Raw genomic sequence first — 24,559 nt, 5'->3', positions numbered from 1 at the left:
CCAGGACCTACAGGAACACGTTCTCTGGCGTGGGCGTGACAGTCCGGAGGTCATATCCGGCGGCACCCGCCTCGGACGGCTGAGGCGCGGCCAGCGTCCCGCCACCACCCGAGCCACCATTTCCACCGCACGCGCCGCCCCCACCGCCCGCGGAGATGGCCGGCTTGCGCCCGTGGGATTCGCGGTGGCGCCCGCGGCCCCGCGGTCACCAGAATGCCGCCTGTCACGCTGGGCGTCGTGCTGGAGAGGAGCTGGACGATGCCACCGCCGCCGCCGCCGCCGCCGCCCTTGCCCGCGCCCCCGCGTTGTTGCCAGCGCCACCATTGGCCCCCACCGCTCGGACGAATCCCCCCACGGTGATGGAGCCCTTGCCCACGAGGACGACGGCGCCCCCGCGCCACCGCCCGAGCCGGGCAGGTTGGCGGCGGTTCCACCCGCCTCACCATTGGCATTGATGGCGCCCCCGGGGGAATGCGGATCGCTCCCTGCGCGAGAATGACCAGGGAGCCGCCACCCCGGCCACCGGCCACACCGACCTGCTTGGCCCCCGCGCCGCCGCCCAGGCCGCCGGGTCGCAGGAGCTGCGCGGCCTGGAGCGGCAACAGCCCACGCCCTCCTTGGGGCTCGCCTGCGGCCGCACGCGCCACGCCTGCCTCCGCAGGCCCGGTTCCGTTGTCCTCGGCACTGGGGTCCACGATGATCGTACCGTTGACGGTGACGTCGCCGGTGGCCCGGATGACCGTTCCACTCGGGACAATCAGCGTGCCGGAGATGGTGACGTTCGTGAACTGGAGGTGCTGCCGGCCGGCCAATGTGCCGTAGCCAGAGGCCGTGGTCAGATCCACGGTGTTGCCGCTGGGGACGTTGTACGCCCCAGCCGACCCATCACCGTAGGCGCCCAGCGAGCCCGTGGGCCCCTGCGGACCTTGCGGACCCACCGGTCCCGAAGGGCCCTGGGCCCCTGCAGGTCCCGTCGCGCCCGCGGGACCTTGCCCTCCCTGCGGTCCCGCCGGCCCGTTGCACACGAAGCGGGTGAGCGCGACATTCTCCTCGCCGGCATCCAGCGTCCCATTGCGGTTGGCGTCGACGCCCATCTCCAGCCGCACGCCACCGGTGGCGCAGTTGCCGGCCGCCGGCTCCACGGTGGTCCGCGTCACCGTGCCCAGACCGACATCCCCCTGGGGGCCCGTGGCACCCGCTGGGCCCATCGGGCCCGCAGGTCCTTCGGAGCCCTGCGGTCCCGCCGGCCCGGCAGGTCCGACCGCGCCAGCGGGCCCCTCCGGTCCCCGCTCACCCTGCATGCCCGTCTCGCCCTGAAGACCGGTTGGCCCCTGCACGCCCTGCTCACCCCGGAGGCCCTGCGGGCCCATGGCGCCCTGCGGCCCCTCGGGCCCCATGAGCCCCTGTGCCCCGTTGCACACGTAACGGGTCAGCGAGGCGTCGACCTCCTCATCATCCAACTCACCGTTCCGGTTGAGGTCGATGCCCGTCTCCACCACCACACCCGCTTGGGCGCAGTTCTCACCAGAGGGTTCGGAGTCGGTCCGGACCAGCGCCGTCAGCCCCGGAGGTCCCTCCGGCCCACCTGCCGGGCCCGGAGGACCTTGCGGCCCCTGTGGGCCCGTAGCGCCAGGCGTCCCTGGCTCGCCCTGAGGACCAGCGGGCCCCTCGGCGCCCGGCGCTCCCGGAGGGCCTTCTGCGCCCGCGGGACCTTGCGGCCCCTGCGGTCCTGGCGTGCCTTCCTCACACGCCGACAGCACCAGCAGTGCCGTCAACGGAAGCGCCTGAAACCATTTCTGATACAGCGGGCGTCGCCAGTTCTCTTGCGTCATCTGCCGGCCTCCTCGTCGTGAAACGTCACGCCGCAGGCCTCTGAGCAAGCCGCACGCCACGCCAAGAAGACCGGGGCGCCCCCAAGAGGCTCGGCGGTAACCGGGCAGATTCTCTCGTAGGAGAGAACCCACGAGGCATTGCCCCGGCGTCCGGGTCAGACGCACCCGCGTTTCATCGGCACGCGGATGCGCCACGGCGTCTGGGTTGGACGCATGCGCGTCTGTATCGGACGCACGAGCGCGCGTGACACAGCGAGACATGGAGGCACCGCGTCTCACGTTTCATTGCATGCCGCCGTCGCACGCACATGAAACACGCGCGATTTCAGCGCTGGCCGGACCTTTGCTCAGGGAGGAAGCGCAGCAAGCGCAGCAAGCGCAGCAAGCGCAGTCCTCTCCTCGAAAGGTAGACGCACGTGTCAGAGCCCTTCATCGGTCAGATCATGATGTTCGCAGGCAACTTCGCTCCGCGGGGCTGGGCATTCTGCCAAGGGCAGCTTCTCTCCATCGCCCAGAACTCGGCGCTCTTCTCCATTCTTGGCACCACCTATGGAGGCAATGGGCAGACGACGTTCGCCCTGCCGGACCTGCGGGGCCGCTATCCCATGCAGCCGGGCCAGGGCCCCGGCCTGTCCCCCCGCACGCTGGGCGAACAGGGTGGAACCGAAACCGTGACGCTGATTTCGACGCAGATGCCGGCGCACAATCACACCCTGAATGTGAGCAGTCAGCACGGCGATACCGAAACGCCCATTGGCACCGTGCTCGCGGCGGACTCCACGGCGACCGTGCTCAACTACCGGGCTGCCCCCATCGACGGGACCATGAACCCCGCGGCCATCGGCGTCGCGGGTGGAAGCCAGCCGCACAACAACATGTCGCCCTTCTTGTGCATCAACTTCATCATCGCGCTGGAAGGCATCTACCCGTCGCGCAACTGACGCACCGTGAGCCCCAAGGGCTCAGCGCCTCGCTCCATCCACGCGTGCGAGGCGCAGGGGAGCCACGCGGACGGCCGTCGCGAATCCGTCCCCACGAGCCTCCTTAACAGGTCCGCAACGACCCTGAACTGCGGGGTGGGTAGCCCGTTCCCGGCAGGGTGGGCACGTCGGGGGCAGCGTTATGGCACGGGAGCGTGGGCGGTGGTGGCGGAGCGAGACGGCGGGGGGCAACGCTCGCAAGTCACACCGACGACGGTGTTCACCGTCTGCGCCTCCGTGCTGGCGGTGGTCGTACTCGTCACCTTCGTGGCGAAGACGCGGGTGGCGCTGACACTGACGGGCATCGCCACCATCCTTGCGCTCGCGTTGGAACATGGCGTCGCGCGACTGGAGCGCGGCAGGCTGCCTCGACTGGCCGCCATTGCCCTGGTGATGACGGCGTTGCTGGTCGTCGTCGCCGCCCTCGCGCTGCTCGTGATTCCGGCCGCGGCGGACCAGTTGGACGCCCTGGTTCGCCAGTGGCCGCAGTTGATGGCGGAACTGCGAAGCTCTCGGCTCATCCAGGTGCTCAGCGACCGGCTGCAGGCGCTCGGCTGGGCGCGGCGGTTGGAGGAAGCAACTCCCCGGCTCGCGACCGGCGCCCTGCCTACGCTGCTCATCCGAGCCATCGGAGGCGTGGTGGGGGTGGTCATCTCGGCCCTCACCGTCTTCTTCCTCGTCGTGTTCATGCTGACATTCGGAGGAGACCTGATTCGCAGGGGGCTGACCCTGGTCGGCCCCGAGCACCGGATGCGATACGTCCGGGTCCTCCACAACATCTACAGCGCCACGGGCGGCTACCTGTCCGGGCTGGTGCTCATCTGCACCATCAACGCCACCCTGACCACGGTGACGCTGGCGCTCCTGGGCTTGCCGTACTTCCTGCCCCTGGGCATCGCCAGTGGCTTCTCCAGCCTGGTCCCTTATGTGGGGCCGCTCATCGCTGGGGGCGTCATCACCTTGCTGACGTGGGCCACGCAGGGCATCTGGGCGGCGGCGGGCGCGCTCGCCTACTTCCTGCTGTACGGGCCCCTCGAGGGCAACGTGCTGGCCCCACTCGTCTTCCGACGCACGGTCCACGTCAATCCGCTGCTCGTCCTCCTGGCAGTCCTGTTCTGCGCGGAGCTGGCCGGCATCGTGGGCGCGGTGGTGGCGGTGCCCGTGGCCGCGACCCTTCAAATCATCGCCCGGGAGGTCCTCCTCTTCCGGCAGGAGCGCAGGGCGGCGCGCGCAATCCACCCTGCGGAACCTGAATGACGCCCTGAAAGGGGGGACACGATGGCCGCGGGTCCACTCCCATGGCTGCTGACCCATGGCACAGCGGCCTTGCTCTTCGCCGCACTGGTCGCCGGAGGCATGGGGGTGCCCATTCCAGAAGACCTGGTGCTGTTGTCGCTGGGCATCCTCGCGCACCGGGACGTCCTGCCCATCGCCCTGGCGGTCGCGGTCGCGGTGGCCGGAGTGCTCTGCGGCGACACGGCCCTCTTCCTCACCGCCCAAAGGTTGGGGCCCGCGCTGTACGAGCATCCACGGATGAAGAAGCTCCTGCCGCCGGAACGCCGCGAGCGATTGGCCCGGCTCTACGCACGCCACGGCGGGCGCTGCATCTTCGTGGGGCGCTTTCTCTCGGTGCTGCGCGGGGCCGTGTTCATCATGGCCGCAGTGCATGGCATGCGGCTGCGCGACTTCCTGCTGTGGGACGGATTGGCGCTGTGCCTCAGCGCCCCGGTGGTGGTGGCGCTGGGGTACGCCTTCTCGCACAGCGTGGACGCGGTGGCGAAAGGGGCGGCGCGAGCCGAGCACCTGCTGGTGCTGGCCACCACGGCGGCCCTGCTGGCGGTGGGGGCGTGCGCCGGCTGCGCATGCGGCGCCTGGCCCAGCGCCCGCGGTGACGCGCGGAAACCCCACACGCCCAAAACGGAAACCCCGGTGTCCACGAGGGACACCGGGGGTTTCTCAAAAGAATCCGGCAGCGACCTACTCTCCCGCGCGGTTTCCCGCGAAGTACCATCGGCTCTGGAGGGCTTAACTTCCGTGTTCGGGATGGGAACGGGTGGGACCCCTCCGACATAGCCACCGGAAAACAAGCGACAGTGCATACAAAGGGTAAGTTTCAATTCATTGCTGAGCGAAGTCTCGCTGTGCGCAGTGTGAGTCTTCCAGGCGAGTGCCAAAAGCACTCAAGCCTCGGCCTTGGCCCCGAGTCCCTTACTCCCCTTGAGGGGGCATGCAAGAGAATGGGGAAAGTAAGCCTCACGACCAATTAGTACCGGTTAGCTGAACGTGTTACCACGCTTACACACCCGGCCTATCAACGTCGTAGTCTTCGACGGGTCTTCAGGGGCTTGCGCCCGGGATACCTGGTCTTGAGGTCGGTTTCCCGCTTAGATGCTTTCAGCGGTTATCCAATCGGCACATGGCTACCCAGCGATGCCTCTGGCGAGACAACTGGTACACCAGCGGTGCCTCCAACCCGGTCCTCTCGTACTAAGGTCAGAGCCTCTCAAGTATCCTACGCCCACAGCAGATAGGGACCAAACTGTCTCACGACGTTTTGAACCCAGCTCGCGTACCGCTTTAATTGGCGAACAGCCAAACCCTTGGGACCTGCTCCAGCCCCAGGATGCGATGAGCCGACATCGAGGTGCCAAACCTCCCCGTCGATGTGAACTCTTGGGGGAGATAAGCCTGTTATCCCCGGAGTACCTTTTATCCGTTGAGCGATGGCCCTTCCATTCAGGACCACCGGATCACTATGACCTGCTTTCGCACCTGCTCGACGTGTCCGTCTCGCAGTCAAGCTCCCTTATGCCATTGCACTCGACGCCCGGTTTCCAATCGGGCTGAGGGAACCATCGCGCGCCTCCGTTACTTTTTGGGAGGCGACCGCCCCAGTCAAACTACCCACCAGACAGTGTCCCAATCCCGGCTGACGGGACATGGTTAGACACCAGAAATCAACAGGGTGGTATTTCACCGTTGCCTCCACCGAACCTAGCGGCCCGGCTTCAAAGGCTCCCACCTATCCTACACAGTCAATCCCTAGTGTCACTGTCAAGTTATAGTAAAGGTTCACGGGGTCTTTCCGTCTTGCTGCGGGTAAACTGCATCGGCACAGCTATTTCAATTTCGCTGAGTCCCTCTCCGAGACAGCGCGGAAGTCGTTACTCCATTCGTGCAGGTCGGAACTTACCCGACAAGGAATTTCGCTACCTTAGGACCGTTATAGTTACGGCCGCCGTTTACTGGGGCTTCGGATCATCGCTTCACCTTGCGGCTGACGAATCCCCTTAACCTTCCAGCACCGGGCAGGAGTCAGACCCTATACGTCGGCTTGTCGCCTTCGCAGAGTCCTGTGTTTTTGGTAAACAGTCGCTACCGCCATTTCTCTGCAACCTCTCTCAGCTCCGGCTGTACGCCTTCACCTACCAGAGGCCCACCTTCTTCCGAAGTTACGGTGGAAATTTGCCTAGTTCCTTGGAGGAGAGTTCTCTCAAGCGCCTTAGGATTTTCTCCTCGCCCACCTGTGTCGGTTTACGGTACGGACACCCTGTAAGCTCCCTACGGGACTTTTCTTGGAAGCAGAGCATCAGCGACTTACCCCTTACGGGGCGCCATCGAGTCTCGGGGATAGCTGCCGCGCCTTTATTCGTACGCGACACCCCTACGCCTTTAGACTGACACAACCACCGGTCAGCTCGCCTAGCTTTCTCCGTCCTCCCTTAGTTCAACGCTCACAAGATGGTGCAGGAATATTAACCCGCTTTCCATCACCTACGCCTTTCGGCCTCGGCTTAGGTTCCGACTAACCCTGGGAAGATTAACTTGACCCAGGAAACCTTGGGCTTACGGCGAGGGGTTTCTCACCCCTTTAACGCTACTCATTTCGGCATCAGCACTCCCAGCCGCTCCAGCCGCCTTTTCAGTCGACCTTCGCTGCAACTGGGACGCTCCCCTACCGCCACACGCTTTACGTGTGACCCGAAGCTTCGGCACTAGTCTTGAGCCCCGTTACATTTTCGGCGCGGCCTGTCTTGACCAGTGAGCTATTACGCTTTCTTTAAAGGATGGCTGCTTCTAAGCCAACCTCCTGGTTGTCAATGACCTGCCACATCCTTTCTAGTGTTCACTTAGACTAGATTTGGGGGCCTTAGCTGTCGGTCTGGGTTATTCCCCTCTTGCCAATGGACGTTATCACCCACTGACTGCGTCCCGGGATAACAATTGCCGGCATTCGGAGTTTGGTACGGTTTGGTAATCTGGTGAGACCCCTAGCCGTTCCAGTGCTCTACCTCCGGCATTGAATTGCCCGAGCCGATACCTAAATATCTTTCGGGGAGAACCAGCTATCACGGAGTTTGATTGGCCTTTCACCCCTACACACAGCTCATCTCAGAAATTTTCAACTTTCACGAGTTCGGTCCTCCATGCGGTGTTACCCGCACTTCAACCTGGCCATGTGTAGATCACCCCGCTTCGGGTTATAATACACGCAACTATACGCCCTATTCGGACTCGCTTTCGCTCCGGCTCCACCTAACGGCTTAGCCTCGCTACGTATATTAAGTCGCCGAATCATGATGCAAAAGGTACGCTCTCGCACTGGGTTGCCCCGTAGTGCTCGAACTGCTTGTAGACATGCGGTTTCAGGTTCTTTTGACTCCCCTTACCGGGGTTCTTTTCACCTTTCCCTCGCGGTACTTGTTCACTATCGGTCGCCAAGGAGTATTTAGCCTTACCGGATGGTCCCGGCTGATTCAGGCAGGATTGCACGTGTCCCGCCCTACTTGGGTAACCCACTCAGCTCCAACTCGCTTTCGCGTACGCGACTATCACGCTCTTTGGTGCCTCTTTCCAGAGGCTTCCGCTAGCAAGTCAAAGTCCTACCGTGGACCCGCTACCCCGACGCCACTTTCGTGGTTTCGGTTTGGGCTTCTCCCATTTCGCTCGCCACTACTTTGGGAATCACTCATTGTTTTCTCTTCCTCAGGGTACTGAGATGTTTCACTTCCCCTGGTTAGCTCCATTCCACCTATGTATTCAGTGAAAGGTAACGCCGCTATTCGCAGCGCTGGGTTTCCCCATTCGGACATCCCCGGATCAACGCTCGGTTGACAGCTCCCCGGGGCTTTTCGCAGCCACCCGCGTCCTTCATCGCCTCTTGGCACCTAGGCATCCACCGCACGCCCTTAGTAGCTTACTTGCCCTAATCTCTTGTTTCACGCCCGCCTCCCGGCGGATTGTCGAAACTCGAAACCAAGGCCCAGACTCCTGCTCTTCGCAGCAAGCCTGGAAGACTTCTTTTTACTTACGCTTGATTCAAAAGCACCTGACTTCCTTCCTCACCTTCGCCTCACGGCGTCAGCGGGGTACTCTCGTCAGGGCTTCTGCGAGAACTTCTCTCAGCAGAAATTGAACTTACCCTTCGTATGCACTTGTCAAAGAACGCTTCTCTAAACTTCAGAGAAAACTTGTGTGGAGCTGATCGGGATCGAACCGACGACATCCAGCTTGCAAAGCTGGCGCTCTCCCAGCTGAGCTACAGCCCCGGGAATATTGCCCACGGCCATTCTACCATGCTGGTGCGCGTCACCGCTTTCCTCCTCCTAAGGGAGGAAAATGGTGGGCCTAGGTGGACTTGAACCACCGACCTCGCGCTTATCAGGCGCGCGCTCTAGCCAGCTGAGCTATAGGCCCAGGGGGCTACCGCGTCGGCAAACCCTACAGCGTCCTTCATTCTCAAAGAGCCAAGTCGCTTCGACTCAGTCCTTCAAAACCAAACAGCAAGCCCAGAGTAAGTCACTAGATTGTTATTCGGAAACGTTGACCTGGTTGACCTGACGCGACTCGAAAGTCGCTGGCATCGCCTACTGCGTCCGAAGACGCTGTCCGATGCCCGGTCTCCTTAGAAAGGAGGTGATCCAGCCGCAGGTTCCCCTACGGCTACCTTGTTACGACTTCACCCCAGTTACCGACCACTCCTTGAGCACCTCTTGGTGAGATGATTTCTGGAGCAATCGACTCCCATGGTGTGACGGGCGGTGTGTACAAGGCCCGGGAACGTATTCACCGCAGCGTGCTGATCTGCGATTACTAGCGATTCCGCCTTCATGGAGTCGAGTTGCAGACTCCAATCTGAACTGAGACCGGTTTTATGCGATTAGCTCCCCCTCGCGGGTTGGCAACGCTCTGTACCGGCCATTGTAGCACGTGTGTAGCCCTGGTCATAAAGGCCATGAGGACTTGACGTCATCCCCACCTTCCTCCGGTTTAACACCGGCAGTCCCTCTAGAGATCCACTTGCGTGGCAACTAAAGGCGAGGGTTGCGCTCGTTGCGGGACTTAACCCAACATCTCACGACACGAGCTGACGACAGCCATGCAGCACCTGTCTCTCAGTTCCCTTGCGGGCACTCCCTCATCTCTGAAGGATTCTGAGGATGTCAAGACCAGGTAAGGTTCTGCGCGTTGCGTCGAATTAAACCACATGCTCCACCGCTTGTGCGGGCCCCCGTCAATTCCTTTGAGTTTTAGTCTTGCGACCGTACTTCCCAGGCGGAGAACTTAATGCGTTAGCTTCGGCACCGCGGGGGTCAACTCCCACGACACCTAGTTCTCATCGTTTACGGCGTGGACTACCAGGGTATCTAATCCTGTTTGCTCCCCACGCTTTCGCGTCTCAGCGTCAGTTACCGTCCAGGTGGCCGCCTTCGCCACCGGTGTTCCTCCCCATATCTACGAATTTCACCTCTACTTGGGGAATTCCGCCACCCTCTCCGGCACTCAAGCACAACAGTTTCGGGCGCACTTCCTCAGTTGAGCTGAGGGCTTTCACACCCGACTTGTCACGCCGCCTACACGCGCTTTACGCCCAATAATTCCGAACAACGCTTGCACCCTCTGTATTACCGCGGCTGCTGGCACAGAGTTAGCCGGTGCTTCTTCTCCCGGTACCGTCAAGCCGTTGGATGTTAGCCAACGGGTTTTCTTCCCGGTCGAAAGTGCTTTACAATCCAAAGACCTTCATCACACACGCGGCGTTGCTGCGTCAGGCTTTCGCCCATTGCGCAAAATTCCCCACTGCTGCCTCCCGTAGGAGTCTGGACCGTGTCTCAGTTCCAGTGTGGCTGATCGTCCTCTCAGACCAGCTACCCGTCGTTGCCTTGGTGGGCCATTACCCCGCCAACTAGCTGATGGGCCGCGGACTCATCTGAATGTGATAGCTTGTATACAGAGGCCACCTTTTCCCTCAGTCTCCGAAGAAACCGTGGGCTTATCCGGTATTAGCCAATCTTTCGACTGGTTATCCCGAGCACTCAGGCAGATTATCCACGTGTTACGCACCCGTGCGCCGCTCTACTAAGGGTTGCCCCTATTCGCGCTCGACTTGCATGTGTTAGGCACGCCGCCAGCGTTCGTTCTGAGCCAGGATCAAACTCTCCAATTGAATTTTTGAAGATTTGAACCGGCGTCAGTCTCAGGCCCGGCTAAGGAACCTGAAACTCGCTGATTCGTTACAGTGCTGCCGGCTGCGCTTCGCAGCGCGACCTGGCTGGCACCGTCTTAAGAAATTGACTGCGGTTTCCGCAATCTAGCTTCTTCTTGGGCTTGCTATTTGGTTTTCAAAGAGCGAGTCGCTTGTCTCGAAAGCGACTTCCTGCTACTGTCTTCTTCGCTGCTGCCTCGCCGTCTTTTCCTGCCCAGCGGGGTGTCAGCTTCTATTTCAGTTCGGCGTCTTCTGTCAAGCTGCTGTTTCGCCGTCCTGCTGGCTTCCGGAGTCTTCAGCGCCGCCCAGTGGCTTCCGCTGATTTCCTCCAGAGGGGCGCGGCTTCTACCGCTTCGCCGCCTTCCCTGTCAACCGCTGCTTCGTTGACTCCCTCGACTCTTCCGCCCTTGCTTCCGGGCTTCTTCGTCGGGGCGCGGCTTCTACCACCACCGCGTCTCCTGTCAACTCGCTGCGTTGACCGCCGTATTCCGTATTTTCTTACCGACCCACTCGAAGCGGATCCGCGCCAGCGCGCGGGCTTCTTCGTGAGATTCAGGGCTTCTACCACCACCACCCCTGGGATCAACTTTCCGAGTCGAGCCCTCTATTTCCTGCTGCTGCTCCGTCGAGGCGCGTGGATCAGCCACCCGTCCGGAGGGGGCGCGGCTTCTACCACCGCCGCGTCCAGGGTCAACAATCCTCATCGACCCTTTTATTCTGCTGTCAGCTCCCCGCCCGGATCTGCGTCGGGCGGGGCGCGGCTTCTATCCCCGTGACGCGCGACCTGTCAACCACCCTTCCGTTCGCTCCCACACATTCGTAGGCAGCGGATCCATCAGGCTCAGCCGCCAGCGACTTCTTGGAGGGACGCCTCCACTCCGGACAGCAGCTCCTCGAGCGCCTCGTCAGAGATAGTCAGTGACGGCGCGATGTACACGGTGTCTCCCATGGGCCGCAGGTAGAGCCCTCGGCGACGCGCGGCCTCGTACACTCGCCACCCTCCTCGAGCGAGGTAGCCACCACCGCCCAGGTCCACCGCTCCTACCATTCCCACGGCGCGGGGGCGCATCAGGCCCGGAATCGAGGCGGCCATCCGCTCGAAGGCGGCTTTCACGTGGGGGGCCTTTCGCGCCACCTGCCCCATCACATCTTCGTCCCGATAGACGGCCAGCACTTCCCGAGCGATGGCGGCGCCCAGCGGGTTCCCACAGTACGAGTGCCCGTAATACAGCGCCCGGTTCGACGCCCCCAGGAAGCCGGAGAAGACGCGCTCCGAGGCCAGCGTGGCGCCAAACGGCAGGATTCCTCCCGAGAGGGCCTTCGCCAGACACAGCATGTCCGGCACCACGCCCGCCAGGTCCACCGCGAAGCGTGCGCCCGTGCGCCCCAGCCCCGTGAAGACCTCGTCGGCGATGAGGAAGGTGTCCACCTCTCGCGTGGCCTCGCGCACCGCCCGAACGAAGTCCGGCGAGTACATCACCATGCCCGCCGCGCCCTGCAGCACCGGCTCCAGGATGACGCCCGCAATCTCCTCCGGGCGCGTACGCAAGGTGGACCGGACCTGTTCGAAGGCACGCGCCCAGCCCCCCTCCTCCGCCGGAGAGGGGACGTGCACCACGTCGAAGAGCAGGGGGCCAAAGACTTCCCGGAACAGGGGAACGCCCCCCACGCTGGTGGCGCCCATCGTCTCGCCGTGGAACGCCCCCGACAGCGTGATGAAGCGGGTGCGGCGCGGTTGGCCATTCTGCGCCCAGAACTGGGCCGCCATCTTGATGGCCACCTCCACCGCCGTGCTGCCGTTGTCTGAATAGAAGACGCGCGAGAGGCGCTCGGACGCGGGAAGGCCGAGGCGGTCCGAACCGGGGGCGATGGCCGCCAGCTCCGACGCCAGGAGCGCCGCCGGCTCATGGGTGATGCCCGCCAGGGAGACGTGTGGGAGCGCGGCGGCCTGCTCGGCGAGCGCGCGCATCAGGCGCGGGTGACGGTGGCCCAGCGTGGACACCCACCAGGAGCCATTGGCGTCCAGATAGCGCGTGCCGTCCGCGTCATGGAGGTACGCCCCTTCCGAGCGCACCACCACCAGCGGATCCGTCTCCGCGATGTAGGCCTCCATCGCCGTGTAGGGATGCCAGACGTGCGCCTTGTCCAATCCGACGATGTCCGCCCGCTTCACGCGTGTACTCCTCTCCTGGAGCTCCGTGCCCCCTCCGTACCGGAAGAGTGGGCCGCGCCGCCGCGCGTCATGTCATGCCACGGCGCGTTCTACTGATGGCCCCCTGAAGCGGGGAGCGAGCGGGCCCGTCGCCCCGCAGGGCAGGGCCGCCGCTCTTCCGTCCCGCGTGACGCTGCCATGACATGCCCAGTGTTACCCCGGTTCAGTCACTGACCCGGGAACTTGAATGGCCGTCCTCATCTTCTTCGTCTCGCACTGGCTGCTCTGCGTGTTCTTCCAGAGCTTCTTCCAGCACCGGTACGCGGCCCACCGCATGTACACCATGGGGCCGAAGACGGAGCGGGTGATGCACCTGCTCACCTACCTGGTGCAGGGCTCGTCCTACCTGTCGCCCAAGGCGTACGCCATCCTCCACCGTGAGCACCATGCCTTCTCCGACACCGAGAAGGACCCGCACTCGCCCCACTTCTTCAAGGATGTGGCGCGGATGATGTGGCACACCAAGGCGCGCTACGACGACTACGCGGCCGGCCGCGGTCAACCCGAGGCCCGCTTCCTGGGCGGCTACCCGGAGTGGCCGCTCGTGGACACCACGCTGCGCACCTCGTGGTTCGCCACCCTGGGCTGGGTGGCCTTCTACTCCGCCTTCTATGTGACGTTCGCCACCTCGCCCTGGCAGTTCCTGCTGCTGCCCCTGCACTTCCTCATGGGCCCGGTGCACGGCGCCATCGTCAACTGGTGTGGCCACAAGTACGGCTACCGGAACTTCGACAGCACCGACAAGTCGCGCAACTCCCTGCCCATGGACTTCCTCTGCATGGGGGAGCTCTTCCAGAACAACCACCACAAGTACGGCAGCAGCCCCAACTTCGCGGCGCGGAAGTTCGAGCTGGACCCCACGTGGCAGGTGATGCGCGTGCTGGCCCTGCTGCGCATCATCCGCATCGCCACCCCGCAGCGTGCAGTCTGGCCGGAGACCCGCGAGGCCGCACGCACCGGGAGCGCTGCTCCGGCCGCCTGACGGGCAGGCCAGCAACACACGGCGGGCACGTGCGGGGCGCGTTAAGAGTGCCCCCGTGCCCGCCGATACCCCGCTCCGTCTCCGCATCCTCGAAGCAGTGACTGATGCCCCGGCCGAAGGCTGGGACGCGCTCGTGGGCCCTGACGCCCCGCCCTTCGTCCGGCACGCCTGGCTGGCGGCCATGGAGGAGAGCGGGAGCGCCACCGAGGAGACGGGCTGGGCGCCGCATCACCTCACGCTATGGCGTGGCCCCAAGCTGGTGGCCGCCGCGCCCGCGTACCTCAAGTTCCACAGCATGGGCGAGTATATCTACGACTTCGGCTGGGCGGATGCCGCCGCCCGCCTCGGAGTCGAATACTACCCGAAGCTCGTCGTGGGCGGGCCGCTGTCCCCCGCCACCGTCCCCCGCTTCCTCATCGCCCCGGGCGAGGACGTCCCCGCGCTGCGCCGGACCCTGCTTGCCGCCGCCGCCGGGAGCGCCCAGGAGGCGGGCTGCTCCTCCGTTCACGTCCTGTATCCCACGGGGGACGAGGCGGACTTCCTGGAGGCCGAGGGGCTCGCCCGGCGCATCACCCTTCAGTTCCACTGGAAGAACCCGGGCTACGGCAGCTACGACGACTACCTGGCGCGCTTTGACTCCAAGCGCCGCAACCAGCTCAAGCGCGAGCGCGGGGCCGCGGCCACCCAGGGCATCTCCCTGCGTACGGTGCGCGGCGAAGAGCTCTCCCAGGCGCACGCCCGGCGTGCCTACGGCTTCTACACCTCCACCTGCGAGCGCCACGCCTGGGGGCAGATTCAGCTCACCCCCGACTTCTTCGCGCGGGTCTTCCGCACGATGCCGGGCTCGGTGGAGTTGGTGGAGGCGGTGCGCGGCCAGCAGGTCATCGCCGGCGCCTTCAACCTGGCCACCCCGGAGCGCCTCTATGGCCGCTACTGGGGCGCCTTCGAGGAGCACCCCTTCCTCCACTTCCACGTCTGCCTGTACCACTCCGTGGAGGACTGCATCCGGACCGGCCGCAAGGTGTTCGAGCCCGGCGCTGGGGGTGAACACAAGGTGTCTCGGGGCTTCGAGCCCACCGCCGTGCACAGCGCCCACCTCATCTTCGACAAGACACTGGACGGCGCGGTACGGGGCTTCCTCCGCCGGGAGTACGCACGGCTGGCGCCCGCCGTGGAGGAGGCCGAGCGCATCTGCGGGCTGAAACCCTGGCCCCTGGCCGCCTCCCCGGGCACCCAAGGGGCCACCGGCACCTGAACGCCCCCCGGACTGTCAGCCTGAAGAGGCCTCTCCGCGACTTGAAGTTGTGAAACCGGGGTGAGCCTCTAGAGTGTCATCGCCATGAAAGCCCCGGAGACGGACGAAGACTTCATCCAGTGGTACGAGGACTGCTGGGCGGACCGCGACGAAGTCGAGTATCCGAAGATGTTCGGCGCCATTGACGAAGGCGTCTTCACGCTCGACCAGACAGATGCCATCCAAGCGTGGATGGAGAGTGAGCTGGCCCAAGTCCAGGAAGCGGACCCCAACTGGGGCCCCATGGGCGTGCGCGTCTCCCCGCCCAGCGAGAGCTACCCCTACTGGACCTATGTCACCAGCGGACTGTCCAACCCCTTCACCGTAGCGCCCGGCGAGGACATCCCCGACGGCGCGCCCAGCGGGCTGGGCTATGAGATGGTCATCCACTCGCCCGAAGAGGCGAAGTGGCCGGTGTTCCGGCTGCTGGACATGATGGCCTACAACCTCGTGTCCCTGCGCGCCTTCGCCATGGGCCACCGCTACCCGGTGGAAGGCTCCCTGGACGGTGGCGAGTCCAAGCTGAGCGGCTTCGTGTTCGTCCGGGACCCGTCCCGGCCCGACCACTTCGTGCTCCCCAGCGGCAAGGTGCAACTGCTCACCCTGGTGGGCGCCACCCGCAACGAGATGGCCTTCGCCCGCTCCAACGGCATGGACAAGCTGATGGCCAAGCTGGTGGCCGCGGGCTCCGGCTACATCACCCAGCCCGACCGGGAAGAAGTGAAGTTGTAATCACACCGCTTCCAATTCGCGCGCCGGCCGCCCTTGTCAGGGACCGGCGCGCGGCGGGGCGTCCTCCACCAGCGCGTGCAGGACGCCCAGCTCGAACGGCTTTTCGATGCGCGGCACCGGTACCGACTGGAGGAAGGTCCGTGCTCGCTCGGAGAAGCCTCCGCCCGTCATGAAGACGAAGCGCGCGAGCAGCTCCGGCTGACGCGAGGACAGCGCGTCGTACACGTCCATCCCCGTCAGGTCCCCCATCATCAAGTCACAGAAGATGCGGTCGAAGTCCGCGTCGCGCGCCAGCGTATCCAACGCCTCGCGCCCGCTGTGGACCACCACCACCTCGTGACGCACGCCAAGGATGCGGCCCAGCACCGAGGCGAGCAGCGGCTCGTCATCCACCACCAGCACCCGCTTCCGCCCGGGAAGGTCCTTGTCCTCCGCCACCCGCACGGTTGGCGCGTCCGCGTCGGTGGTGGGCAGCCGCACCTGGAAGACACTGCCCAGCCCCGGCGCGCTCGAGGCCGACAGCTCGCCCCCATGCCTCGCACCAGGCCCAGGCTGGTGGACAGGCCGAGTCCAGCGCCCTCCCCAAGGGACGGGTGGTGAAGAAGGGCTCGAAGGCGCGCTCCAGGACCTCGGGCGCCATGCCGTGGCCGTTGTCCGCCACCTCCACCACCACCGTCGCGCCGTCCCTCCAGGTGGAGAGCGTCACCTGGTAGCGCGCCACGTCCCCTTCCGGGATGGCCTGCGCGGCGTTCACGAGCAGTTGGAGGAACACCTGCCCCAGCCGCGTCTCGTGCGCCATCACCGTGGGCACCGGGCCCAGGCGCTTCTCGACGCGGGCCCGGTGACGCAGGTGCGGCATCGCCATGGAGAGGCCGAACTCCAGCGCCGCGTGCACGTCCACGGGCGACAGTTGCGGCTCCTCCGCTCGAGCGAAGGTCTGCAAGTCGCGGACGGTGGTGCGGATGCGCTCGGCGCCTTCCTTCGCCTCGCGCAGGGCCTCCATCGCCTCGCCCAGCGCGCGGGCCCATGCTTCACGCACCGCGCCCTGCGCCGCGAGGGCTCGAGCTGCTCCAGCGCGAACTGCAGGTTCCCCACGACGTAGGAGAGCGGGTTGTTGATTTCGTGCCCCACGCCCGCCGCGAGTTGCCCCGCCATGGCCAGCTTCTCCGACTGCACCAGTCGCTCACGCGCGGCCATGAGCTCGCGGGTGCGCTCGTGGACCAGGGCCTCGGCTTCCAGGCGGCCCGAGTGCTCGCGAGACAGGAGCACGTCCCGCTCCGCCTCCGCCTGCTTCCTGGAGGTGACGTCCCGCCCGAAGATGGACACGTTGCCGTTGGCGCCCCAGGCATGCACCTCATGCCAGCGTCCAGGCGTGGCGCGCCATTCGAAGATGGCATGGCCCGCGCCGCTCGCGACCCGGCGCAGCTCCCGCTCCATCCGCGTGCCCAGCAACTCCGGGCACGCCTGCCACAGAATCTGCCGGAAGAGCTGCTCCTGTGAACGCCCGCTGAGGGCCGCGGCCTCGTGGTTCACGTAGGTGATTCGCCAGTCCGCATCCAGCGTGAAGAACGCGTCGGGCGTGGCCTCCAGCATGCTCCGCACCCAGTCCAGGGTTTCGCGGACGCCCTCCTCCAACCGCAGGGCGCTGGTGATGTCACGCAGGCGCAGCAGCACACCGTCCCGAAGCGGCACCGCCGTTCCCTGGAGCCACACGTCCCCTTCCTGGAAGCTGTCCGCGGCCGGCCGGCCCGCCTCCACCACGTCCCGGAGCAGGTCCACCCGGGAGGCCAGGCCCGAGCCCGGCATCAGCTCGCGCAGCCGCCGGCCTCTCAGCGACTCCGGGGCGGCGTGCCCCAGTGCGCGCGCACCCGCGGGATTCGCCCAGGCCCACTGGAAGTCGACGAGCGCTCCCGCCGCGTCCCGCACGGCGTGCAACACCATGCAGCCCTCAGGCTGGTGCCGCTCCGCCTCCTCGAGCGCCACCAGCAGCACATCCATGTCGGGCGCCGGAGCCGCCTGGAATCGGTCGTTCAGAATGGCTCCATGTCGACACGAATACGTGGCCGTCACAAGTACACGCGGCAGACATGTATCAGTATCAGTTCCCATGTGTCTGTCGGCCAACCGCCGCTTGAGCTGGCTCGCGCGCGCAGGGGAGGCCCGGGCGGCTAGGCTCCTCGGCCGCCCATGACGCCCACCCTCATCACCGCCGTCCGCTTCGAGCCGCTGCACCTCCCCCTCACCGAGCCCTTCGCCATCGCCACCGGCGCGCAGTACGCCGCGGAGAACGTCCTGGTCCGGCTCACCCTGGCGGACGGCTCCGAGGGCCTGGGCGAGGCCGCCCCCTTCCCCGCCGTCAGTGGAGAAACACAGGCCAGTACGCTGGCCGCCCTGGAACAGGTGCGCGCGGGGCTGGTGGGACGCGACGCTCGCGCGTGGCGGCCCACGTCCGAGGCGCTGGGGGATTCACTCGCGCTGGCGCCCTCCGCCCGGTGCGCCGTGGAGACGGCGCTGCTCGATGCGCTGGCTCGGCACTACCGCGTTCCGTTGTACGTGATGCTGGGCGGCGCGCAGTCCGCGCTGGACATCGACATGACGGTCACCGCGGGAGACGTGGCGCATGCGCGAACGTCCGCGCAGGCCATCCTGGCGCGGGGAATCACCACGCTGAAGGTGAAGGTCGGGGCGCTGCCGCCCGTCGAGGACGCGGCACGGCTGGTGGCCATTCATGAAGTGGCCCCTCAGGCCCGGCTCTTCGCGGATGCCAACGGCGGCTATGACGTGGCCGAGGCGCTCGCCTTCTTGAAGGAACTGGCGCGCGCGGACGTCCCCCTGGCCCTCTTCGAACAACCCGTGCCCGCGCATGATGTGGCCGGCATGGCGGAGCTCACGCGCCGCTCGCGCGTGCCGGTGTGCGCGGATGAGTCGGCGCGCTCGGCGAAGGACGTGCTGCGACTCATCCGGGAAGGCGCCGCGCATGCCATCAACATCAAGACGATGAAGTGTGGCGTCGTCGAGGCACTGACGATGTGGAGCCTCGCTCGCGCAGCGGGCCTGGAGCTCATGGTGGGCGGCATGGTGGAGAGCGTGCTGGCCATGTCCGCCTCCGCGCACCTGGCCGCCGGCTTGGGGGGCTTCACCTACGCCGACCTGGATACGCCGCTGTTCATCGCGAGCCACCCCTTCCAAGGCGGCGCCCGGTACGCGGGCGCACGGCTGGAGTTGCCAACGGATGCACCCGGGCACGGCGTCACACTGGCCTGAGCCGCGCCCCGCCGCACGGCCTGCGAACAGGCAACCGCCTCACTTGAAACCGCTTTGCTGAAGCATTCCAGCGGCGCTGCGCTCGTGTCCGCTGTCTCGGCGGGGGCCCCTTGATGGCTTGTCGGAGCGGCATCAGGCTTTCCGACTGTGCCTGTCTCTCCTGATGACACCATCGCCTCCCTGCTGCACCCCGCACGTCGCGAGCCCGCGCGCCTGCGCCGCCTCACCGTGCTGGCCGCCTGTGCTGCGCCTCGGCCACTTCCCGTGAATACGCTTGCCGAGGCGCTGGGCACATCGCTCCATGAGGGTGCCCGGCTCGCTTGTGAGGCTGGGCTGTGCACGATGCTTCCGGGCCACCGGCTGGCGCCTGCCAGGGCCGCGACGCTCGACATGGCGGTGAACCTGCTGGAGGTGGCTGAGGTCCGCGAGACCTGCGCCCGTTTGGCTCCGCTGGCCGAGGCCTCCGACGAAGCCCTGCTGTTGGTGCTGGCGGCGGACCCGCTGGGTCAGGGACGTGAGCGACTGCAGCAGGCGACGGGACGCGCCGCGGACATGGTGGAGGGCATCCTGTGGGCACTGGAGCCCACGCCCTCGCGCAGCGTGATGCCCGCGCCCTGGAACTTCGCCCATTGGGGTGAGCAGGCTCGGTGGGCCAGTGCCTTGCTCGCCACGGCCGCGCACGTCCTCGTGAGAGGGGGACAGGTGGCGTCCGGCCACGCGCTGGTGGCCTGGGCCTTGGGCACCGAAGGACTCGCGGGCCGCATCTCCGAGGCGCATGGCTTCCTGGCGCCCACGCATCTGCAGTTCCTTCTCGACGCCGGACAACGAGAGGCGGGCATTGCTTTCGCGCGCGAGGCGCATCCGGCGCTCGCGGGCCCGGAGAACGCCTTCTCTCGGCTGATGATGACGGTGCTTGAGGGACGCGTGGCGATGGATGCCGGCGACGACACGCTGGCACGGCGCCTGTTCACCACCGTGGAGGGACAGGCTCGCGCCGCCGGACTGGACGACCTGGTGGGACTGGCCAAGGTCGCCTTCGCCACGCTGGCCCGGCGCGCGGAGCAGAACACCGCCGCCATCCAGTTGGGGCTCGCCGCCCTGTCCCTGCTGTGCGGCGAGGTCCCCTTCGAGGCCGTGGCCCTGCTGGGCCTGGGGCTCGCCTACTCCCGAGAGGGCCGCCACCTGGAGGCCCAGTCCGCGCTCACGCTCGCCCTGCCGGGCCTGGACATCCCCTTTCAGCAGCTCTCCGCCTACCCACAGGCCATCGCCACCGATTGCTTCCTGGGAGATACCGCCGAGGCGGAACGCAAGCTGGCAGCGCTCGCGGCGCGCGCACCCGATTCGCCCCAGGCCCGGCTGGCCGTGGGTCTGAGCCGCGCCCATCTCCACTGCGCCCGCGGCGAATGGGAGGCGGCCCTCACCACGCTGGACGGGTTGAGCGGCGACGAGGAGACGGCGCAGCCCCACCTCTATGCCATCCCCACCGGATGGCTGCGCGTGGAAGCCCTGCTCGCGCTGGAACGGGCGGAGGAGGCTTCTTCCGTTCTGGATGCCCTGGCCCAGCGGCTCTATCTGCGCAACAGCGCCACCCAGCCCGCCCGGCTCCATCTGCTCGATGCCCGCGTTGCCTTCGCCAATGGCGATATGGCTCGTGCGCGCCGGGCCCTGCGCCGCGCGAGCGCACGTCCCGACCGACTGAGCGCCCAGGACTTCACGCTGCGGGTCCGCGTCCTCACGCTGCAACTGGCGGAGGCGGGCGGCACCGAATCGCAGCGGCTGAGCGCTCGGCAAGCGGCGCTCGCGGAGTGGCGGCGGCTCATCGACGCGCTGCCACCCGAGGCCCAGCAGCGCTTCCGCCGCGCCTATGACAGACCCCGGCTGCGAACCCTGCTGGGTGAGTCCCCCACGGAAGACGGCTTCGCGCCGCCGTACCTGCGCGGCAGCTCCGCGGTGTTCCGCTCGGCCGTGGCGCAGCTGCGCAAGGTGGCTTCTTCCGACGCCAGCGTGCTGCTGTTCGGTGAAACCGGCGTGGGCAAGGAGTTGGCCGCGCGCGCCATCCATGACCTGTCCCGGCGCGCCTCCGGTCCCTTCGTCGCCGTCAACTGCGCGGCCATCAACGATGAGTTGCTGCTGTCGGACCTGTTTGGCCATGAGCGCGGCGCGTTCACCGGGGCCATGGCACGCCAGCGAGGGCGCTTCGAGCAGGCCCACGGCGGCACCCTGTTCCTGGACGAGGTGGCCGACATCAGCCCTCGGGGACAGGCCGCGTTGCTGCGGGCCTTGCAGGAGCGCTCGTTCCAACGCGTGGGCGGCGCGGAGACGGTCCAGGTGGACGTGCGCGTCGTCGCCGCTTCCAACCGGAACCTGGCGAAGGCGGTCCGCGCGGGCGACTTCCGGCAGGACCTCTTCTTCCGGCTCAATGGCATCCAGGTGGAGCTGCCGCCCCTTCGCGAGCGCGATGAAGACGTGCTCCTGCTGGCCACGTACTTCCTGGAGCAGGCGGCACAGGAGCGCGGGGGCGCGCCGAAGTCGTTCACTCCCGAGGCCACGCGGTTGATGCGCGCCCACCCGTGGCCCGGCAATGTTCGCGAGCTTCATAACCTGGTTCGCGCGGCGGACGTATTGTCGGATGCACCCGCCATTGGTGGCGCGGTGCTCGCGCCGCTCTTGCAGCGGGCACTGGAGTGCGCCGAGCCCCGGCCCACGCCCGCGGCGATGACGGACATCCCCATGCTCTTCCGGCAGCATGGAGGCTCCCTCCGCGACTTCCTCGCGGAGGTGCAGCGGCAGTGCATCGCCCAGAGCCTCGTGGAGAATGGCGGCAACGTCGTCGCCACCGCGTCGGCGCTGCGCATCTCCCGCTCCCGGCTGACCCAGGTCGTCCTGGGCAACGCCGAGCTGCGCCGGATGTCCGGGCGGGAGCTGGAGACGCCTCCCGCCCGGCCCACCCGCGCGCCGCGCGCTCGCAGGGCCTGAGCCCCCGACGTGTCAGTGCGTCGGGTCGAGCGCGGGCTTCGCCAGCGACGAGATATCCGTGACGGGCTTGTCGAACACGTCACCCAGCACGCCGGGCAGGCCCGCCTCCATCGCCTGGAGCCCCACCGCGCCCGTCAGCCAGCGCGCGGCGAACTCGGGGTGGTCCAGGTACGACTCACGTACGACGAGCGCCGTGGAGACCTCCGCGAGCACATGGTCGTCCACGCGCAGGAACTCCGCCGGCGCGCGGTCCACCTGCCGCTCCCCCAGCACCACGTCCGCCGTCTTCTCATCCAGCACGTGGATGAAGGTGCGGTAGCGGCTGGGCTTCAACGCGACACCCGGGCCGATGATGGACTCCTTGGGCTCCAGCCGCTCCAGCGCGAGCGCCGGTCCGGGACAGCCCTGCTCGATGGTGGGCGACTTGCTACCGAAACGCGCGGCCTCCCAGTCGGGATGGCCGGACACGGTCCGCAGGCTGGCGCCGAGCCGCTCGGTGATGCGGGCGGAGCTGCCACGCAGCGACGTGGACTCCTGCACGCACAGGCGCAAGGCGTCGCGGTTGCTCGTCAGCAGGGCGCTGTGCACGTTGAACTGGGAGGCGTCATCGTGCGCGTGGGGGTCCTCGGGATGGCCACAGCGCACCGCCGCCAGGACGACACCGGACATCGCGACCACATGGGCCAACTCACGCAGAGGGAATCGCTTCATGGAAAAGTTCCTCATGTCGAAGGGATGACGGCGTTCAGTTGGCGCGGTTCGCGATGTTGCGCACGGACACGAAGTCGGACGGCGTGGGGTGCCACACCGGGTCGGTGCAGCCCAGGCTGGCGTACAGGTTGTTGTGCATCACGCTGTGCATGCAGTCCCCGTAGTAGCTGGGGTCTCGCAGGCCCACGAGGTGACCCGTCTCGTGGTTGATGAACTTGCGCGCGCGCTCGCCCATGGCGGCCATCTGCTCCCGCTTCAGGTGCGCGTTCATGTACATGTAGTGCTGGTGCCGCCCGCTGGAGTCCGTCACCGGATTCACGGCCGTGACACAGGCGTACTGCTCGCCGCCGCACAGCGCGGCCCAGGACTCGCGGATGCGGAACTCCAGCTCGATGCGGTTGCGGTCCGCCGTCGCGTACTGATTGCAGAACTTCTGCGTGCGCCACAGGTCCACGCGCCAGTCCGCCGCGCCATCCCAGACGACGCTGAAGTCCAGCTTCGCCAGCGTCTGCTCGATGAAGGGCGCAATCGTCGCGGCCGGGAGCGCGGTGGTCTCCGACATCACGCAGTACTCTTCGTCCTGCGACCCCGGCCCGCTGCCTCCACCCGCCGGGCCGTTGTTGCCATGAATGGTGGCGATGTGAATCTGGTTCCAGCCCGTATGCGAATGTGACGCGTTGGCCGCGGGCACATAGCGGAAACCAACGAAGGCGGCGGTGGCCATCCAACCAGCCAGCATCCAACGCGGAAAGCGCTGGCGGGGGGCGAGCGACTGTTCATCCATGGGGCGTCTCCTGAGGGGTGCGCTGCGGGTGTCCCGGATGGGACGCGGCGAGGCATTGCAGCGGCTGTGCCGCGTGCCTCCGCCCCGGAGCGCCACGCCACTGCGCGGCCGGAACCGGTCACCTGACGCATGGAATGACCACAAAGTGGTCACCTGCCACGAGCGCCTCCCAGGGACGGGGCGGGGCACAGGCCATGCACGAGGGCCCGGCACTGTTTCCCCCTCCTGGAGAACCCCATGTCCGTCACGACGCGCCGTGCCCCTCGCGCCTTCCTGGCGTCATCCTTCCTGCTGTTCAGCCTCGCATGTGGCGAAGGCCTTCCTCCCGAAGAGGCCGGCCTGACGCCGGGCGAGGTCGAGGAGACCGGCACCACCGAGTCCTCGCTGCTCTTCGGCATCCTCGCTGGCGCGCGCATCCGCGCCGTGGAGAACGTCTACCTGCGCACCGGCCCCTCCACGTCCAACGCCAGCATCCGGCTGGTCTCCCTTGGCGAACAGGCCACGGTGGTGAGCGAGACGCCCAGCAACGGCTTCTACCGCGTCAACGTCAATGGCCAGGTGGGCTGGTCCCATGGTGACTACTGGGACCAGGTGCCCAGCCTGTCTGTGAATGGCTACGCGCTCAGCAAGGACCAGGAGAAGTGGCTGCGCTGGGTGGCCGCGAAGACGGTGCCCCGGCTCTCAGGGACGCGGGCCCAGCGGCTGGACCAGGCGGCGCTCGTGTCGTGGTGGGCGATGAAGGAAGGTATCTGGGATTTGGGCCCCAACCGCCCGAACCCCAGCTCCAACCCGCAGTCCTTCTCCATCTGCAACACGTCCACGGGAGACCGGGTCATCTGGCCGCTGGAGGCTTGCAACAACAACGGTGGCCCGTGGCAGGTGGGCCTGTCCGGCGTGCAGGTGCACTACCACTCGCAGGCGAGCGTCGAGAACACGGCGCGGCAGCTCTACGCGCGTGAGGGTTGGAGCATCGCCCAGATTCTGGACCACACCGCGCGCACCGCGGGCTTCGCGGCGGGGAGTGTGGAGCACTCCACCATCGTCAACACGACGAACCTGGCGCTGCGCAAGTCGTGGCTGCTGCGCAACCACGGCGTGGGCTTCGCCATCCAGTACCCGCAGGTCCATCAGCAGTGCGTCGTCCAGGGCCTGAGCTGGTGCTACGGCAGCGGCCACACGTGGAACCCGGCCTACAAGTTCGCGTCCAGCCGGGCCGCGATGACCACGTCCGTGGCGCACATCCGGCAGCACCTGAGCAACCTGGCCCCCTGACGTGACGCCCGCGAGCGGCCCGAGAGGCATGGCG

General features: G+C 66.4%; 15 protein-coding genes, 2 tRNA genes, 3 rRNA genes and 1 pseudogene. 9 read left to right on the top strand and 12 right to left on the bottom strand.

Annotated elements, in window-relative coordinates:
• Positions 1-50 precede the first annotated feature (50 nt).
• Complete coding sequence (locus tag QEG98_RS01895) at positions 51-1,502, bottom strand: collagen-like protein (protein WP_316565525.1); 1,452 nt, start codon at positions 1,500-1,502, stop codon at positions 51-53.
• Positions 1,503-2,248: 746 nt separating this feature from the next.
• Between QEG98_RS01895 and QEG98_RS01890 the strand changes: the two genes are divergently transcribed.
• The 3 genes and pseudogenes from QEG98_RS01890 to QEG98_RS01880 form a co-directional block, all read left to right on the top strand.
• Positions 2,249-2,773 carry a phage tail protein gene (locus QEG98_RS01890; RefSeq protein WP_171444028.1) on the top strand — a complete coding sequence of 175 codons (525 nt, stop codon included), beginning with the start codon at positions 2,249-2,251 and terminating at the stop codon, positions 2,771-2,773.
• 135 nt (positions 2,774-2,908) lie between these two features.
• On the top strand, positions 2,909-4,069 hold the full coding sequence (locus QEG98_RS01885) for an AI-2E family transporter (protein ID WP_316565524.1): 1,161 nt from the start codon (positions 2,909-2,911) through the stop codon (positions 4,067-4,069).
• Between the two features lie 21 nt (positions 4,070-4,090).
• Positions 4,091-4,501, top strand: a pseudogene (locus tag QEG98_RS01880) (DedA family protein); the annotation flags it as partial.
• A 275-nt stretch (positions 4,502-4,776) separates the two neighbouring features.
• On the opposite strand, the gene rrf reads toward QEG98_RS01880, so the two are convergent.
• The 6 genes from rrf to bioA form a co-directional block, all read right to left on the bottom strand.
• A 5S ribosomal RNA gene (rrf, locus tag QEG98_RS01875) occupies positions 4,777-4,893 on the bottom strand.
• 161 nt (positions 4,894-5,054) lie between these two features.
• Positions 5,055-8,015: ribosomal RNA gene (locus tag QEG98_RS01870) — 23S ribosomal RNA — on the bottom strand.
• 273 nt (positions 8,016-8,288) lie between these two features.
• Positions 8,289-8,361: transfer RNA gene (locus tag QEG98_RS01865), tRNA-Ala, on the bottom strand.
• Positions 8,362-8,432: 71 nt separating this feature from the next.
• Positions 8,433-8,509: transfer RNA gene (locus tag QEG98_RS01860), tRNA-Ile, on the bottom strand.
• A gap of 212 nt (positions 8,510-8,721) precedes the next feature.
• Positions 8,722-10,259 (bottom strand): 16S ribosomal RNA (locus tag QEG98_RS01855).
• The 16S, 23S and 5S rRNA genes sit together here with 2 tRNA genes alongside, the layout of an rRNA operon.
• A gap of 880 nt (positions 10,260-11,139) precedes the next feature.
• On the bottom strand, positions 11,140-12,471 hold the full coding sequence (gene bioA / locus QEG98_RS01850) for an adenosylmethionine--8-amino-7-oxononanoate transaminase (RefSeq protein WP_316565523.1): 1,332 nt from the start codon (positions 12,469-12,471) through the stop codon (positions 11,140-11,142).
• Between the two features lie 226 nt (positions 12,472-12,697).
• Here bioA and QEG98_RS01845 point away from each other — a divergent pair, with 226 nt between their 5' ends.
• The 3 genes from QEG98_RS01845 to QEG98_RS01835 all read left to right on the top strand — a co-directional run bounded on the left by QEG98_RS01845 (position 12,698) and on the right by QEG98_RS01835 (position 15,518).
• Positions 12,698-13,492 carry an acyl-CoA desaturase gene (locus tag QEG98_RS01845; RefSeq protein ID WP_316565522.1) on the top strand — a complete coding sequence of 265 codons (795 nt, stop codon included), beginning with the start codon at positions 12,698-12,700 and terminating at the stop codon, positions 13,490-13,492.
• Positions 13,493-13,547: 55 nt separating this feature from the next.
• Positions 13,548-14,747 carry a GNAT family N-acetyltransferase gene (locus tag QEG98_RS01840; RefSeq protein ID WP_316565521.1) on the top strand — a complete coding sequence of 400 codons (1,200 nt, stop codon included), beginning with the start codon at positions 13,548-13,550 and terminating at the stop codon, positions 14,745-14,747.
• Between the two features lie 84 nt (positions 14,748-14,831).
• Entirely contained in the window at positions 14,832-15,518 is a 687-nt protein-coding gene (locus QEG98_RS01835; protein WP_011550459.1) for a suppressor of fused domain protein, read from the top strand.
• 36 nt (positions 15,519-15,554) lie between these two features.
• Here QEG98_RS01835 and QEG98_RS01830 read toward each other — a convergent pair whose 3' ends face one another.
• The 3 genes from QEG98_RS01830 to QEG98_RS01820 are packed head-to-tail and all read right to left on the bottom strand — an operon-like array spanning position 15,555 to position 17,516.
• Entirely contained in the window at positions 15,555-15,956 is a 402-nt protein-coding gene (locus tag QEG98_RS01830) for a response regulator (RefSeq protein WP_316565520.1), read from the bottom strand.
• Entirely contained in the window at positions 15,904-16,383 is a 480-nt protein-coding gene (locus QEG98_RS01825) for a sensor histidine kinase (RefSeq protein WP_316565519.1), read from the bottom strand. The genes QEG98_RS01830 and QEG98_RS01825 overlap by 53 nt, the downstream gene beginning before the upstream one ends.
• A complete protein-coding gene (locus tag QEG98_RS01820) occupies positions 16,317-17,516 on the bottom strand; it encodes a PAS domain-containing protein (protein ID WP_316565518.1) in 1,200 nt (399 codons plus the stop codon). Before QEG98_RS01820 ends, QEG98_RS01825 begins: the two co-directional genes overlap by 67 nt.
• Positions 17,517-17,705: 189 nt before the next feature.
• Between QEG98_RS01820 and QEG98_RS01815 the strand changes: the two genes are divergently transcribed.
• Together QEG98_RS01815 and QEG98_RS01810 are read left to right on the top strand one after the other, a co-directional pair.
• The gene (locus QEG98_RS01815) at positions 17,706-18,782 is read left to right on the top strand and encodes a dipeptide epimerase (RefSeq protein ID WP_316565517.1); all 1,077 of its coding nucleotides are present in this window, start codon (positions 17,706-17,708) and stop codon (positions 18,780-18,782) included.
• A 264-nt stretch (positions 18,783-19,046) separates the two neighbouring features.
• Complete coding sequence (locus QEG98_RS01810) at positions 19,047-21,758, top strand: sigma 54-interacting transcriptional regulator (RefSeq protein ID WP_316565516.1); 2,712 nt, start codon at positions 19,047-19,049, stop codon at positions 21,756-21,758.
• Positions 21,759-21,770: 12 nt separating this feature from the next.
• Here QEG98_RS01810 and QEG98_RS01805 read toward each other — a convergent pair whose 3' ends face one another.
• Both QEG98_RS01805 and QEG98_RS01800 read right to left on the bottom strand, forming a co-directional pair.
• Positions 21,771-22,469 carry a hypothetical protein gene (locus QEG98_RS01805; RefSeq protein ID WP_316565515.1) on the bottom strand — a complete coding sequence of 233 codons (699 nt, stop codon included), beginning with the start codon at positions 22,467-22,469 and terminating at the stop codon, positions 21,771-21,773.
• A gap of 34 nt (positions 22,470-22,503) precedes the next feature.
• On the bottom strand, positions 22,504-23,253 hold the full coding sequence (locus tag QEG98_RS01800) for a hypothetical protein (protein WP_316565514.1): 750 nt from the start codon (positions 23,251-23,253) through the stop codon (positions 22,504-22,506).
• Positions 23,254-23,490: 237 nt separating this feature from the next.
• Between QEG98_RS01800 and QEG98_RS01795 the strand changes: the two genes are divergently transcribed.
• Positions 23,491-24,525: an SH3 domain-containing protein gene (locus QEG98_RS01795; protein ID WP_316565513.1), complete on the top strand. Its 1,035-nt coding sequence runs from the start codon at positions 23,491-23,493 to the stop codon at positions 24,523-24,525.
• Positions 24,526-24,559 lie beyond the last annotated feature (34 nt).

The organism is Myxococcus sp. MxC21-1, assembly GCF_032612255.1.
Lineage (GTDB): Bacteria > Myxococcota > Myxococcia > Myxococcales > Myxococcaceae > Myxococcus > Myxococcus virescens.
Note: the sequence above shows the minus strand (reverse complement) of the source record. Positions and strands in the feature narration are given on the sequence as shown.